This is a genomic window from Paenibacillus sp. 10L310 (assembly GCF_056395745.1).
Genome location: NZ_JBFTKC010000005.1, coordinates 136,671 through 152,151, shown reverse-complemented (window position 1 = coordinate 152,151; position 15,481 = coordinate 136,671). Strand labels below are relative to the sequence as shown.

Below are 15,481 nucleotides of genomic sequence, written 5' to 3'. Positions count from 1 at the left end.
AGCGAAAGGGAAATTGGGCACATGAAGAAATGGATTAAAATTATCATCACCGTTGTACTTTTGGCAGGTGCAGGGTACTGGCTGTATGAAAAGTACAAGCCAAAACCGGAGGCGCCTATAGAGATTCCACCCCCGATTACCTTTGATGTGACACAGGAAACGATGACGCAAACGATACAGGTGAAAGGGAAATCCGTATACACCGATCAGACGGATATCTTCGCTCCGTATGCTTCCAACATCAAGCAGTGGCACGTGAAAAGTGGTGAGCAGGTGAGCAAAGGCGATATCCTGTTTAGCCTCGATACTTCCACGTTACAAACGGAAGTAGAACAGTTGCAGAGTGATCTGGAGAAAGCTCAGCTGGAAAACAAGATGAATCAGGTTACCCTGGATCAGGCGAATATGAGTGAGTCCCTTGGCGTGACGGAAGAGGAGCGCAAGAAGGCATTTGCAGATCGGGAAGGTAAACGCCTGACGAATGAATTGAATCAAAAAGCGTTGGCCCTCAAGGAGAAGGAGATACAGAAAAAGCAGGCAGTAATAAGTAAGTCTGTTGTGTATGCTTCCGCATCCGGTATATTTCAGATGAATGAAGAGGATAGCAAGACACGTGCGGTGACGGAAGGACAGCTGATCGGGTCGATTACAAACATCAGCAAACTGAAATTTATGACGATTGTTGGTGAGGAAGAAATGTTCAGGCTCAAGGTGGGCATGCCGGTTAAGGTGCGAATGACAGCGCAGAAAGACCTGCAATTCACCGGGAAGGTAAGTAAGGTGTCCAAATTCGCACGCAAGAGTACCGATACGGACCTCAAGCAAGCTTCACAGTTTGACGTGGTCATTGATCTGAAGCCGGACGCCAGAATGTATGGAGGCGTGAGTCTGGAAGGCGATATCGAGACAATGCGGAAGGATAAAGTGACGGTAGTGTCAAGCCTCGCGATCATGCGGGATCAGACCGAGCCTTACGTACTGTTAGACAAAGGCAATGGACAGACCGAGCCGCTGACGATCCAGGCTGGAATGGAATCGGGGGACAAGACGGAAGTGGTTAGTGGCTTGAAACCGGGAGACATTGTCGTTTTGCCTTAGATGTAGGAATATAAGAACGAGACATTATATGTAGTGACTAGCTAGACGAGAGGGTTAATTCGGCATTGTAAAACACGAGGTTCATTGTGGCAGATTGCCAGGATGGACCTCGTGTGTCTTTTGGAGCAAGGGATGTCCAGATTCCTGCCTGAATTATGGAAAAAAATATAATTAAATTTATATAATTCAATTTACAGTAAAATTTACATGTCGTATAATCAGAACATAAGGAGGTGACACCGAACATCATGTTTGTAGATGGATAGGCGAAGACCTTTTTTTTAACCGTTTGAAGAAAGCGCTTACCCAATTTAGGATTCAGACATCCCATAAGTCATTGTTCACACTTCTTCATGTCTAACACACGTTCAACCACACCCACCATATTATACTCATTCACATGATTCGCCCTCACACACCATTTGTTTGCTCAAGATTCCAGTGATACAACCATTTCTTTTGGAGGTGATACAACCAACTCATCCGAACGTTCTCTTCGTGCTAAGCATCATAATGACACAGAGGATCAGACATGAGTACAACCCAATCTAACTAAAGGAAAGGTGGAACTATGAAGACTAAATTGAAAACCAAATCGAGAGGTAAGAAGATCCTGCGGAAAGGTGTAAAACAAATGCTTGCAGCAACGCTGCTCGCGGCGGGGATTTTCCCTGGACTGTCTCCAGGCTTGGCTCAGGCGGCTGAAGCACATGTGGATAATCCATTTGTAGGGGCAACCGCTTATCTGAACGAGGACTATTCAGCTCTCGTGGATACGTCCATTGCACTGACCAACGATGCGTCGTTGAAGGCCAAGATGGAGACGGTCAAATCGTATCCAACCGCAGTATGGGTTGACCGGATTGCTGCAATCTATGGCGGGACGGACAACGCTGGTCGCAAAAGTGTAGAGCAACATCTTGATGCCGTTCTCGCTCAAAAGAAACCGGGTACGCCTATAACGGCTTCATTTGTTATTTACAATCTGCCCGGACGGGATTGTCATGCACTTGCATCGAATGGTGAGCTTCCACTAACACAGGCGGCACTGCAGACCTATAAAACGGATTATATTGATGTGCTCGCAGATATCTTCGCAGATCCGAAGTATCAGGATATTCGTATTATTGCTGTCATTGAACCGGACAGTTTGCCTAACCTTGTGACCAACCTGAGTACACCAGCTTGTGGTCAAGCCAGCTCAACAGGTATCTATGAGGCAGGTGTGAAGTATGCATTGGACAAGCTGCACGCCATTCCAAATGTGTACAACTATCTGGATATCGGCCACTCCGGCTGGCTTGGATGGGATAACAACCGTTCTGCAGCAGTCGCGCTGTATACAAGTGTTGTGCAAGGGACAGCCGCAGGTCTGAGCAGTGCAGATGGCTTCATTACAAACACAGCGAACACTACACCGCTGGGGGAGCCGAACCTGTCTAACCCTGATCTCAATATCGGTGGACAACCGATTAAATCTGCCAAGTTTTATGAGTGGAATCCTTATTTTGACGAAACCGATTTCACCGCTGCGCTGTATGCTGATTTCGTACAAGCTGGCTGGCCAAGCAGCACAGGTTTCCTGATTGATACTAGCCGGAATGGGTGGGGCGGGGTAGACCGTCCAGCATCTGCTACGGGCAGCAACATCAACGATTATGTGAATTCTGGACGTGTAGATCGTCGGGAGCATCGGGGGAACTGGTGTAATGCCAGTGGTGCAGGCATTGGTGAAGCACCTAAAGCTGCACCAGGACCAGCGCATCTGGATGCTTATGTATGGGTGAAACCTCCGGGTGAATCCGATGGCTCCAGCTCCGAAATTCCGAATAACGAAGGCAAAGGTTTTGACCGGATGTGTGATCCAACCTTCACAACTCGGGATGGTGTATTAACAGGTGCATTGCCTAATGCTCCGGTATCGGGTCACTGGTTCCATGATCAATTCGTGGCACTGGTGAAAAACGCATTCCCTGTACTTCCTGCAAGTAACGGTGGAGGTAATCCTCCGGGCGGAACAACAGCTCCGGCAGCACCAGCAGCATTGACAGCTTCTGCCGGTAACGCTCAGGTCTCCTTGACGTGGACTGCTTCCACAGGGGCTACAAGTTATAGTGTGAAGCGGGCACTGAGTGCATCAGGTCCATTCACAACAGTTGCAGCTAATGTAAGTGGAACATCTTACAGCAACACCGGTCTGATCAATGGTACAACCTATTATTATGTGGTAACGGCAACAAATGCAGTAGGTGAAAGTGTTAACTCTGCAACAGCAACAGCTACACCTGTTGCAGGTGTAACAGCGCCAGCTGCACCGACTGCTCTCACAGCAACTGCAGGCAATGCACAGGTGAGCCTGACGTGGACCGCTTCTACAGGTGCAACAAGTTATGATGTGAAACGCGCGCTGAGTGCAGCAGGTCCGTTCACAACGATCGCGGCGAATGTGAGTGGTACGTCCTACACCAACACTGCCCTGACGAACGGCACAACGTATCATTATGTGGTAAGTGCAGTGAATGCAGCAGGGCAAAGTGCCGATTCCGCTGTAGCTTCCGCGACACCTCAAAGTGTCGTTGTACCAACGAGTGATCTTGTCGTGCAATATCGTGCTGGAGATACCAATGCTCAAGATAGCCAGATCAAACCGTATTTCAACATCAAAAATCTGGGTAGTACTGCTGTGAATCTGAGTGATCTGAAGATCCGGTATTACTTCTCCAAAGAAGGCTCGGCTGCGATGGATTCTGCCATCGATTACGCTCAAGTTGGCGGAGCCAATATCCAGCGGACCTTCACAGACTCGTACGTTGAGCTGAGCTTCACATCTGGCGCTGGCAGCATTCAGGCTGGTGGACAGACTGGAGACATCCAGCTTCGTATGTACAAAACAGACTGGTCCAACTTTGACGAGACTAATGACTATTCCTTCGATCCAACGAAAACATCCTATCAGGATTGGAACAAGGTAACACTCCACCAAGGTGGAAACCTGGTATGGGGCATGGAGCCTTAAACTTTACTTGTAACTGTCTTAACCGCGATCCTCAGTGTGTTAGAGGATTGCGGTTTTTTGCTATGCATTACAATGTATTTAGAATCGCTTGAAGATCCGAAATTAGGATGTGAGAGCGGATGTATTAAGATGGGCTGTCCTCTGGTTATGAAAATGATCAGGGGGCAGCCCTATTTCTGTTCTAACGAACAGAGGGCACGCTATTTAGTTGAATTGATGCATTTGAAAATTCTAACGAATCGTAGACACGCTATTCAGTTAATTTGGGTGGATTTTGATCCCCTTAGACCCGTTTTGGTCCAAATAAGATTGCTGAGATTCGTAAGGATTCGTTGTTGGAGTATAACGCCCCAATAGGGTGTTTGAGATTCGTTAGAAAAACTTGGCGGTGAGCTTAAATCATCCTTCCGACTGAAGCGTCATCGGGTTGATTTTCCAAATGACTCCTAAAAACACTGATTATTAATCGTTTTGGACGGATATTTGCCTAGGGTCTAGCAGACAGGATGTCTATAATAGAACCCGATGGGCGGGATCACCTCGCTCGGATTGGAAAGAGAATGGAAGGGGGACCGCACTCTGGTAGTCGGGCAAGCTGATTTCTCTTTTTTAATTTTGTAAGCGTAATCATTTCGGGTTGAAACCTTCTTTCGAAGAAGGCCTCTATGAATTATCGAACGTCTAATCATCATCGATGTGTACAAGCGTTACCCATTCTGTCTCAAGGAGCGTGAAGGTGGATGAACTCAGAAACAACAGCGCCGGTACATAAGGGATCGGTGTCAGGTCGGCAATCCGGTCGCAGGAAGGCTCGTATGCCACTTGCAGCCAAGGTGCTCTCTTCGGCACTCAGCGTAGCTTTGCTCATTGGAGGAACCGCTGGGATTACCGGAGCGGAAGCTTCGAACGGTAATGGGGGGACGGAGGCTGGCCTGCAATCACATAAGGGGGACAGTCACGTGAAAGAGATTCAACTGGAATATCTGGATCGGGGTTTGGTGGCTGCATCGACCTCTGAAGGTGTTTTTCTCAGTTGGAGATTGCTTGGTGACGAGGCCACAGGGTATAGCGACAAAGGGCTGACAGGTACGGACTTTAACGTCTATCGTGATGGCAAAAAGATCGCTACCGTCACCGACAGCACCAACTATGTAGATGCCGCGGGCAAATCTTCTTCCCGTTATGAAGTGGCAGCGGTGAACAAGAAGGGGAAGGAGAGCAAACGCAGTGCATCCGTCAAACCTTGGGCGAACGGGTATGTGGACATTCCACTGCAAAAACCCGCCGATGGTGTGACGCCTGCGGGAGAAGCTTATACGTATTCCGCCAATGACATGAGCGTGGGTGATGTGGATGGGGATGGTCAATATGAGTTTTTCGTCAAATGGGACCCTTCCAACGCCAAGGACGTATCGCAAAAAGGATATACAGGTAAAACCTACATTGATGCTTACACCTTGGACGGTCAGTTGTTGTACCGGATCGATCTTGGGGTCAATATCCGTGCAGGTGCTCATTATACACAGATGCTCGTTTACGATTTTGACGGGGATGGCAAGGCTGAGATGATGTTCAAGACCGCGCCGGGCACGAAGATTATCAAATATAACAAAAAAGGAAAAGTGACATCCGAGAAATACATTACACTTCCGAAGCAGGATCGCAAGGCAGGGTACTCAAACGAAGATGATTATCGCTTGAGTGCTGATGGGTACTACGATCATATGGTGGATATGTTCAGAAACTGGCATAAGCACGACGAGGTTGTAAAGGGGAACTGGCCTGCGACATTAGAAGAAGCTTTTGGAATCGAGAAAAAATATAATTACCCATTATCTCAGCAGGATGCCGAGGGCCTGGCTGACTACTTCATTGATGTATATGCGGTAGAACGCAGTAACCGCAATGAGCTGCGCAAGTTCGAAGGTTTTATCGTGGATGGTCCTGAGTATGTTACGGTATTTGAAGGCAAATCGGGCAAAGAGCTGGAGACCATCCCATATGAACCTGAGCGTCATGATGATGGCCTGATGTGGGGCGATTATGCCATGGCACGGATCGAACCTGGGAATCGGGTGGACCGTTTCCTAGCCGGAGTGGCTTATCTGGACGGCAAGAAACCATCTGCTATATTTGCACGCGGATACTATACACGTTCAACGATGGTTGCCTACAATTGGGACGGCAAGAAGCTGAAAAAGGAATGGAAAGTGGACAGCGGTTGGACGCCGATGAAGAACCCGTTCAATGACGGACCGCACGGCGTAGATGGTACAGATCCGCAGTACGGCTCCATTACAACTCAGGGAGCGCACTATTTCAGTGTGGCGGATGTGGATGGTGACGGCAAACAGGAGATTATCTATGGCTCCGCCACGATTGATCATGACGGCAGCGTGCTGTACAGCTCAACAGACCTGATGCCTGCCGAGAGTGCTGCACCGGGAACGATTGCCCGTCTGGGTCATGGGGACGCACTTCATGTGGCAGATATCGACCCGGATCGTCCGGGACTTGAAATTTTCATGGTTCACGAGGGTGGTCCGTGGGCGCCATACGGCTACTCCCTGCGTGATGCGAAGACCGGAGAAGTAATCTATGGTGGGTACACGGGGAAAGATACCGGTCGCGGCATGGTGGGTGATGTTGATCCGACTCGCCGTGGGCTGGAGACATGGGCTGTAGGTTTGTGGACAGCTAAGGGTGAGAAAATCAGTGATCAGGCGCCGGGCACAAATATGAATATCCGCTGGGCTGGTGATATGACGACACAGATCGTTGATGGTGCGATTGATGTTACACCAACCATCAAAGACTGGAATCGTGGCACGTTGCTGACGGCAACAGGCACATTGACCAACAATCACACCAAAGGTACACCTTCTCTTGTAGCTGATATCTTCGGGGATTGGCGGGAAGAGATGCTGGTGAGAACCACGGACAGTTCCGCGATTCGTATCTATCTGAGTACCGAGAAAACGGACCGCAAGTTGTACACGCTGATGCATGATGCGATGTATCGGGTGGGCATTGCCGGACAGAACAGTGGATACAACCAGCCTTCCTATCCGTCCTTCTATATGGCATCGGATATTGACTGGTCGAAAGTAACGCTACCTAAGTTCTACACGCCAGGTAAGGGCGGAAAGTAAGCAGACCGGATGAGCACTGCCTAGCAATAGCACTACAACATCTGAGCCTGTAACGTAAAGCAGCGTTGGCATTTTTAAGAATTGGCATCGAAGCTTAAAAGCTCTGGAATCCCAATGTGTCTCGCACATGGGGGGTTCAGAGCTTTTTTACATTGGAATCTGCGGGTAGAGCTTGGCGCGTTCCCAGCCATCCATGTTACATTATTCTTTTACATCGTTAGAGTCTAGATGCACGGTAGAAGCAAACGCTTCAATGGTGCATTTACCTTGATCATGGATCAATGTGGTGATGGAGCACTCGGGGATCAATTGGTTCTGCATAGCTATAAAATCGGAATGCCAGACGTTAAGCTCGCGCTCGGTAAAGGTTTGCACCAGAAAATCAGTAATAAGTCCACCATGTGTAACCACAATAATGTTACTGTTCTCTGGCTCTTCATTAGCTAATTCGGTTAGGAGGGAGGCCAGACGTTCACCTGCCTGTTTGGCCGAGTCTCCCACGGGTGGAATGTAATCTGGGTCAGACGTACATCGATCCCACATCGTAATGAATTCTTCGAATGACTGATCCGGGCAATCGCCCCAATTGGCACGTTCGCGCAGGCGAGGATCTTCGGTTATATGGGAATGGGTGTGGCGGGCAATCATACTTGCTGTTTCTTGGGCTCGTCGAAGTGGGCTGGTCAGGATTTTAGTAACGGGAGAGGTGGCTTTGGCAAAATGAAGTGCTGTGACTTCGGCTTGTAAAACCCCTTCCGAAGTGAGGGAGACATCCCCGATTCGTCGTTCTTTGAGACCATGTCGCACCAATTGAAAGGTGGTACTCATGAGTGGAAACCTCCTTAAGTATAGACAGTTTGCATAAAGGATTAGATAGTATGCTAATTATATATTTATCTAATTAAGTAATGCAATGATGGTTTTAACGAAGACAGTTTATATTCAACCTACAGAATTGCTACAATGGAGAAAAATGAGGATTGATCGTGTAGAAATGGGGGTATGGACATGAGCATCACAAAGCGCTGGACAGGAAGCCTGTATCAGGAGGAATTGCGAACAGAGGATTGCGGGCCGCGTTTCTACGCGTACTATTACAAGCAATGGGACAACTATCGTATGTCCTATCACCATCATGATTCGACGGAGATCATGTATATTATTTCAGGAATGTGCCGGGTGGATGTGCAGATGTCGGATGGGAGTTCGGAGCAGACCGTTTTGAAAAAAGGGCAGTTCATTATGCTCGATGCAGGTGTCCCGCACCGTTTGCTGGTGGAAGATGGTGTCCCTTGCCGGATGCTCAATGTGGAGTTTGGTTTCTCCACCTCGTCTCCCGGACAGCTATCCATCCGCCAGCTTGCGCTGGAAGAGGAAGAAGTCCACACTCTACTCACTAATGCTTCGCCATATCTGGTACTGCCTGACCCGGAAGAAGTGTATCATATTATGAAAAGTCTGGTACTGGAACTCGATCAGCGTGGTCTACTGGAGCAAGGAAGATCAACTGTGCCGATGAAGATCATTCCACTAGAGGAAAGGTCGCATCACCGGGAAGCCCGGAATCTCTCGTCCCACGAACAGGGTATGCTGGTGCGTACGCTGTTCGTGCAGTTGCTGGTCCGTGTTGCACGTCTGCGCGGAGAAATGAGCCGGAGTGCGCCAGATCAGGCGGAACTGTACGTCAAACGAACCATTGAATTCATGCATCACAATATGGATCGCAACATTCAGATGAAGGATATTGCGGCAGCAGTTAATCTGCATCCAGGCTATTTACATCGTATTTTTCGTCAGCACACGCAGCGCACACCTACCGACTACCTGACGATGCTTCGAATGGAAAAGGCCAAGATGCTGCTTCAGCAGACCAATATTCCGATTTCGGAAATCTCTGACTATGTTGGAGTAGGCAGTCGTCAGTATTTTCATATGTTGTTCAAAAAATATACAGGTCGTACGCCGGTTGAATTTCGCTCCTCTATGGAACGACATGTCAGTCAGTACCCGTCCGATGAATGAGCCGATTGCAGTTATTTCGAATACAACTGGATTATTGGAGCTAGCGCGTAAAAGTTAGGATTTTTGACAACAAGATCTTGAACAGGTCATGATTTTGATAACGCTTCCCTATATGCGGTTGGTACAATGATTTCATGAAGAGAGTCATTAACCGAAGCGAAAGATTCGGATTAAGGGAGGACATAGGGATGTCTTTTAAAGTGGCGTTTGTCGGGGCAGGAAGTATCGGATTTACACGGGGATTGTTAAGGGATTTGCTCACGGTACCCGAGTTTAACAACATCGAGATTGCGTTCTGCGATATTAGCCAGCACAATCTGGACATGGTGACTGAGCTGTGTCAGCGGGATATCCGTGAGAATGGATTGAATATTCAGATTCAGCCAACAACGGATCGGAAAGAAGCGTTGAAAGATGCAAAGTATGTACTGTGTACGATTCGTGTTGGGGGACTGGAAGCATTTGCAACCGATGTGGACATTCCACTGAAATATGGGGTAGACCAATGTGTCGGCGATACGCTGTGTGCAGGCGGGATTATGTATGGACAACGCGGAATTGCTGAGATGCTGGACATCTGTAAAGATATTCGTGAACAGAGCGCACCGGACGTGCTGCTCTTGAACTATTCCAATCCGATGGCGATGCTCACATGGGCATGCAACAAGTACGGTGGTGTACGGACGATCGGACTGTGTCATGGCGTACAGCATGGCCATCATCAGATTGCGGAAGCTTTTGGCTTGAAAAAGAGCGAAGTGGATATTATCTGTGCCGGCATCAACCATCAGACCTGGTATATCCAGGCATCTTATGAAGGTAAGGACCTTACAGGAGATCTGCTCGAAGCTTTCGAGAAACATCCGGAGTACAGCCGCACCGAGAAAGTACGGATTGATATGCTGCGGCGCTTCGGGTACTACAGTACGGAATCAAATGGTCATCTGAGTGAATATGTGCCGTGGTACCGCAAACGTCCGGAAGAGATCAACGAATGGATCGACCTCGGCAACTGGATCAACGGAGAGACGGGTGGATATTTGCGGGTGTGTACCGAGGGGCGCAACTGGTTTGAAACTGATTTTCCAAACTGGATGAAGGATGAACCGATGCAATTCATTCCGGAAAAACGGGGCGAGGAGCACGGTTCATACATTATTGAAGGGCTGGAGACGGGACGTGTCTATCGAGGACATTTCAATACCGTTAATCATGGAGTAATCTCGAACCTGCCGGATGATACGATTATTGAGGCACCGGGATATGTGGATCGTAACGGCATCTCCATGCCACATGTAGGCGATCTGCCCCTTGGCCCGGCTGCGGTATGTAATGTGAGCATTTCCGTGCAACGTCTTGCGGTTGAAGCCGCGGTGAACGGAGACGACAAATTACTTCGTCAGGCATTTATGATGGACCCGCTCGTGGGTGCCGTATGTAATCCAAAAGAAATCTGGCAGATGGTCGACGAGATGCTCGTTGCACAGGCCCAGTGGTTGCCACAGTATGGTGACGCTATCGCTGCCGCAGAAGCGAGACTCGCTGCTGGCGACCTTATTCCAACAAAGGAATATGAGGGTGCTGCTCGTCTCAAAGTGAAAACGGTGGAAGAGATGCAACAGGATCGCGATGCTGCGAACAAAAATGCGGGCGAATCCGATAAAGGAAAAGATCGCGAGAAAGTGCAGCAATAGATAAAGGCAGGATGTACAACAACGAAATATAAACGGAATATGAAAATTAAGAAAAATGAATAAGAAATATAAAGAGTAGACGGGGCCCTCTCCAGTATTGGAGGGGCCCTGTTTGATTCTATTTTTTCTCAACGACACGAACCACAAACGTAAAAAAAGTATCTCCCAGGCTGATCTGTGAATCTTGAGGGGAAGACCAGCGGATAAAAGCCCCGTAATAATGTGTCCCTGGTTCCTTGGGAAGTTGGAAGGTCCCATTCGTAGAAGAAATGGATGGATTGCGGTTGTCCACATATTCAGAAATACTTATCTCATCCGGGGGGACATCTGTACCCATGTCTATGGATAAATCCTCACCGGCAAAAACGTGCACCGTACTGTTGTCTTCAAAAATTAGGCTAGCGTAATCAACGCAGGTGCCTCCCCAGCAATAACTGCCCTGTATAGCAGGAATAGAGATGCCGCTTTCGCTCTGAATAGTTGGCGTAGGCAGTTTCTGAGGTAAGTTGGACTCCGGTTCCTGAACCTGTTTTGATCCCATTTCGACTTCCTTTGTACTATGACTTGGAGTAGAATTACAGCCGGATAATATCAGCATAGTTGAAAGAAAAACCAATGTGGTCAATGTTCTTATCGTATTGAAGAATTTTATTTCATCCACCTCCCTAATATTTTCCAGACGAAAAGCGAGAGAGAAATGTTGCTAATCAATGAGTGGGTACGGAGTTGAAGGGGCTACAAAATTGGGATTTCCAATATGCGAGAAGCTGGTAGAACCGGCACAAGTGAAAGAGGCTTTTTCACAGATTGTTGACAATTAAGCTGTATGAAATAGAAGGAAATAGGCAAGAGACTCGACTCTTCTCCCATGCTATGTTATTATAAATCTCTGATAACGTGGTAACGAACTAAAGCGTTTGGGTTTTGGTTATAGACATGGAGGGGTTCGAGAGATGAGAAAAAAAGCGATTCTACTATTATTCATTAGCATATGTGTATTGATTGTGGCTGGTTGTTCCAGTTCCGCAAGCAAAGACGATAACACGATTGTTGTAGGAATTGATGATAAGTTTGCTCCAATGGGTTTCCGGGACGAGCAGAACGAAATTGTTGGTTTTGATATTGATTACGCAAGAGCTGCAGCGGAGAAAATGGGTAAAGAAATCACATTCCAGCCAATCGACTGGTCTTCCAAAGAGTTGGAGCTGAATAGCGGAAGGATCGACATGATCTGGAACGGGTACACCATTACAGATGAGCGTAAAGAGAAAGTGCTCTTTACGAAGCCATATCTGGAAAACAGTCAGGTAGCTATTACACTGGTGGACTCGCCAATCACGAAGCTGGATGAGCTCGATGGTAAAAATGTAGGATTGCAGGCTCTTTCCTCGGCGGCAGACGCCCTCGCAGCAAGCCCTTTGAAAGACAAGGTGAAAACATCAGAATTCAAGGATAATGTACTTGCACTGACCGATTTAAAAACGACACGGCTGGATGCAGTCATTATTGATGAAGTGGTTGCGAGATATTACATGTCCAAGGAAGAGGGAAAGTACAAGTTGTTGGACGAAGCCCTTGCTCCGGAGCAATATGGTATTGGGATCAAAAAAGGCAATGAAGAACTGCTGAATCAGCTGCAAAAAGCACTGGATGAACTTAATGCAGATGGCACTGCAGCCAAGATTTCCACCAAATGGTTGGGTGAAGATAAAGTTCTGAAATAGACAGGTGTGACACCTGAAATATGAGTTAAAACAAAATGACCCCGTATTCCACGATGGAGCCTATGAAGCTGCCGAGGAGTGCGGGGTTAACAGATTAGAGGAGACATAATAATGAGTTGGGATTATATTTTTACCGTGATGAAGCCGATGCTGGAAGGGGCTCAGATGACGATTTTCATGTTTTTGGTCGCTATCGTGCTCTCTGTGCCATTTGGTTTTGCGATAACGTTAATCATGCGAAGTCGTTTCAAACCCCTGGCCTGGATCGCCCATATGTACGTCTATGTTATGCGAGGAACGCCGCTATTGCTGCAAATTTTCTTCTTCTGCTTCGGTCTGCCGCTGTTGCCTGTAATTGGCGAATATTTGGTGTTTGATCGGTTTGTTGCGGCAGCGATTGCGTTTATACTAAATTATGCGGCATACTTTGCCGAAATCTTTAGAGGTGGACTGCTCTCCGTAGACAAGGGACAGCATGAGGCAGCTAAAGTGCTGGGTTTAACGAGACGGCAAACGATGATGAAGGTCATTATCCCGCAGATGATCCGCGTGGTATTGCCTGCAACGGCCAATGAGTCCATTACACTGATTAAGGATACGGCATTGTTGTATGCAGTTTCTGTGCATGAGTTGTTGTATTATGCTCAAGCGGCAGTGAATCGGGATGGGCAGTTGATTGCTTTTTTCATCGCTGCGATCATGTATCTATTGATGACTCTGGTACTTACTTTGCTGTTTAAAGGATTGGAGAAGCGGTTTTCATTTGAATAAATTAAATCTGATCAATCAAAGGACTGTCTGCATATGACACATATAATAGAAGTAAATCAGTTGAGAAAATCATTCGGTACACTTGATGTGCTGAAGCAGGTATCCTTCTACGTGGAACCAGGTGAAGTAATTGCCGTCATCGGGCCTTCAGGTTCGGGAAAAAGTACGATGCTGCGTAGCCTGATTCATCTGGAGGATATTTCGGGCGGAACGATTCGCATTCAGGATCAAACGTTAGTCGATAATGGCCGTTACGCGGGTGCCGCGGAGATACGCAAAATTACGGATCGCATGGGCATGGTGTTTCAGCATTTTAACCTCTTCCCGCATCTGACTGTGAGGGAGAACTTAGAACTCGCACCAAAGACGTTGAAAAAAGAAAGCTTGGTAATCATCCGGCAGCGCAGTCTGGAATTACTCGGCAAAGTAGGGCTGTCGGACAAGGCTGATGTCTATCCGGTCAATCTGTCCGGTGGACAGAAGCAACGTGTAGCTATTGCCCGCGCGCTCATGATGCAGCCCGACATTCTGCTGTTTGATGAGCCGACTTCGGCACTGGATCCCGAACTGACGGGAGAGGTACTGCGTGTCATCAAACAGCTGGCACAGGAAAATATGACGATGATGATCGTCACGCATGAGATGGGCTTCGCCCGTGACGTTGCAGATCGTGTATTTTTCATGGATAACGGCGAGATCGCAGAGGCAGGTCCACCAGAACAGATCTTCGGCAATCCGAAGCTTGCACGTACCCGGACGTTTTTGCAGCGGGTGGAAGTGGAGAGGTAGAAGAATGAACGTAGAGGTAGCCAGGTGCGAATGCCAAGCTCACATGAAATCCCTGGGAGATTCGCACCTCAGAATTTGTCGAAAGGATCATTTTTGTTCCCTTATGGTAATAAATACTTGAATATTCTGGATGTGGTAGATTATAATAATTAGCTCGATAAACGAAAACACGTAATAAGTATATACTCATATGCTGCTGTTACGTGTTTTTTCGCTGTCGCACTCCGTATGGAGTGCGTGGATTGAAATCTTTTCACCGCTAGCAACCCGAACCGCATTTGCGTCGCACTCCGTATGGAGTGCGTGGATTGAAATCAAGATAACGATGTTTGACGTGTCTGATTTATCTGGTCGCACTGCGTATGGAGTGTGTGGATTGAAATAAATGATCGCTTCCCAATGTTTACTCGTATGTAAGTCGCATTCCGTACGGAGTGCGTGGATTGAAATTTTTAACTGACCAGTACCGTCATCGAGCTTATGTGGTCGCACTCCATATGGAGTGCGTGGATTGAAATCATTAAGATAATGATCAAGATAATCGAAACATGGAGTCGCACTCTGTATGGAGTGCGTAGATTTTAATCGGTGAAGTGAAGAGTGGAATTAAAGGCAAGGTTATTTCAGATCTTTTTGTTATGTTTGAACTCCTCATCCTGAAACTGGATTAATATACCCCCTATATATACATACTTCATATTGTTGTTCGATAAAGTAAATATTTTTAATATAATTGGGGTATTTACAAAATATGGAGCATGCTTTTCCAACTAATCAAGTATAATGATGTTACTTAACAAAGAAGGAGGATATACTTTGGATTATCGCCAGAATGAAGTAGATCGATATTATAGTGATACAGTTCCACCACCAACTTATGTAGTACCAAAAACAAACGGCAAGTCCATAACATCTCTCGTCTTGGGGATTCTGTCCGTCACCATTCCTTACGTGGGAATTTTAATAGGAATCGTCGCGATTATATTTGCATCTTTAGCCTTCAAAGAGATCAGAGTTCGCATGGAGCAAGGGAGAGGGTTAGCGATTGCTGGTCTTGTCTGTGGAATCATAGGTACAGCCATTTATGTATTACTTATTTTGCTTGTACTATTGTTTAATTTCGCTATCTCAAGTTCTGAAATTTACTCTACATACTAGAAATATGAAGTTAGCAAACTTAGATTGTATCTTAAATTAAAAAAGCAAAGGCGCACT

Annotated in this window: 11 protein-coding genes; 9 read left to right on the top strand and 2 right to left on the bottom strand. The window is 47.1% G+C overall.

The window, feature by feature from the left end; translation table 11 throughout:
- Positions 1-21 precede the first annotated feature (21 nt).
- From AC1DE7_RS14395 to AC1DE7_RS14385, 3 genes are all read left to right on the top strand, one after another.
- Positions 22-1,098: an efflux RND transporter periplasmic adaptor subunit gene (locus AC1DE7_RS14395; protein ID WP_127547285.1), complete on the top strand. Its 1,077-nt coding sequence runs from the start codon at positions 22-24 to the stop codon at positions 1,096-1,098.
- A 571-nt stretch (positions 1,099-1,669) separates the two neighbouring features.
- A complete protein-coding gene (locus AC1DE7_RS14390; protein ID WP_174806446.1) occupies positions 1,670-4,114 on the top strand; it encodes a glycoside hydrolase family 6 protein in 2,445 nt (814 codons plus the stop codon).
- Positions 4,115-4,929: 815 nt separating this feature from the next.
- On the top strand, positions 4,930-7,266 hold the full coding sequence (locus AC1DE7_RS14385) for a rhamnogalacturonan lyase (RefSeq protein WP_477534744.1): 2,337 nt from the start codon (positions 4,930-4,932) through the stop codon (positions 7,264-7,266).
- 201 nt (positions 7,267-7,467) lie between these two features.
- Here the strand turns inward: AC1DE7_RS14385 and AC1DE7_RS14380 are convergent, their stop codons facing one another.
- A complete protein-coding gene (locus tag AC1DE7_RS14380; RefSeq protein ID WP_477534658.1) occupies positions 7,468-8,094 on the bottom strand; it encodes a histidine phosphatase family protein in 627 nt (208 codons plus the stop codon).
- Between the two features lie 180 nt (positions 8,095-8,274).
- Here AC1DE7_RS14380 and AC1DE7_RS14375 point away from each other — a divergent pair, with 180 nt between their 5' ends.
- A complete protein-coding gene (locus tag AC1DE7_RS14375; protein ID WP_477534657.1) occupies positions 8,275-9,288 on the top strand; it encodes an AraC family transcriptional regulator in 1,014 nt (337 codons plus the stop codon).
- A gap of 188 nt (positions 9,289-9,476) precedes the next feature.
- Positions 9,477-10,982 carry an alpha-galactosidase gene (melA, locus tag AC1DE7_RS14370; protein WP_477534656.1) on the top strand — a complete coding sequence of 502 codons (1,506 nt, stop codon included), beginning with the start codon at positions 9,477-9,479 and terminating at the stop codon, positions 10,980-10,982.
- 118 nt (positions 10,983-11,100) lie between these two features.
- On the opposite strand, the gene AC1DE7_RS14365 is transcribed toward melA, so the two are convergent.
- A complete protein-coding gene (locus AC1DE7_RS14365; protein ID WP_477534655.1) occupies positions 11,101-11,523 on the bottom strand; it encodes a hypothetical protein in 423 nt (140 codons plus the stop codon).
- Between the two features lie 412 nt (positions 11,524-11,935).
- Here AC1DE7_RS14365 and AC1DE7_RS14360 point away from each other — a divergent pair, with 412 nt between their 5' ends.
- The 4 genes from AC1DE7_RS14360 to AC1DE7_RS14345 all read left to right on the top strand — a co-directional run bounded on the left by AC1DE7_RS14360 (position 11,936) and on the right by AC1DE7_RS14345 (position 15,424).
- The gene (locus AC1DE7_RS14360; protein WP_127547273.1) at positions 11,936-12,706 is read left to right on the top strand and encodes an amino acid ABC transporter substrate-binding protein; all 771 of its coding nucleotides are present in this window, start codon (positions 11,936-11,938) and stop codon (positions 12,704-12,706) included.
- A 111-nt stretch (positions 12,707-12,817) separates the two neighbouring features.
- On the top strand, positions 12,818-13,477 hold the full coding sequence (locus tag AC1DE7_RS14355; protein WP_017690366.1) for an amino acid ABC transporter permease: 660 nt from the start codon (positions 12,818-12,820) through the stop codon (positions 13,475-13,477).
- Between the two features lie 33 nt (positions 13,478-13,510).
- Positions 13,511-14,266 carry an amino acid ABC transporter ATP-binding protein gene (locus AC1DE7_RS14350; protein ID WP_477534654.1) on the top strand — a complete coding sequence of 252 codons (756 nt, stop codon included), beginning with the start codon at positions 13,511-13,513 and terminating at the stop codon, positions 14,264-14,266.
- An 816-nt stretch (positions 14,267-15,082) separates the two neighbouring features.
- Complete coding sequence (locus AC1DE7_RS14345; protein ID WP_477534653.1) at positions 15,083-15,424, top strand: DUF4190 domain-containing protein; 342 nt, start codon at positions 15,083-15,085, stop codon at positions 15,422-15,424.
- Positions 15,425-15,481: the final 57 nt, after the last annotated feature.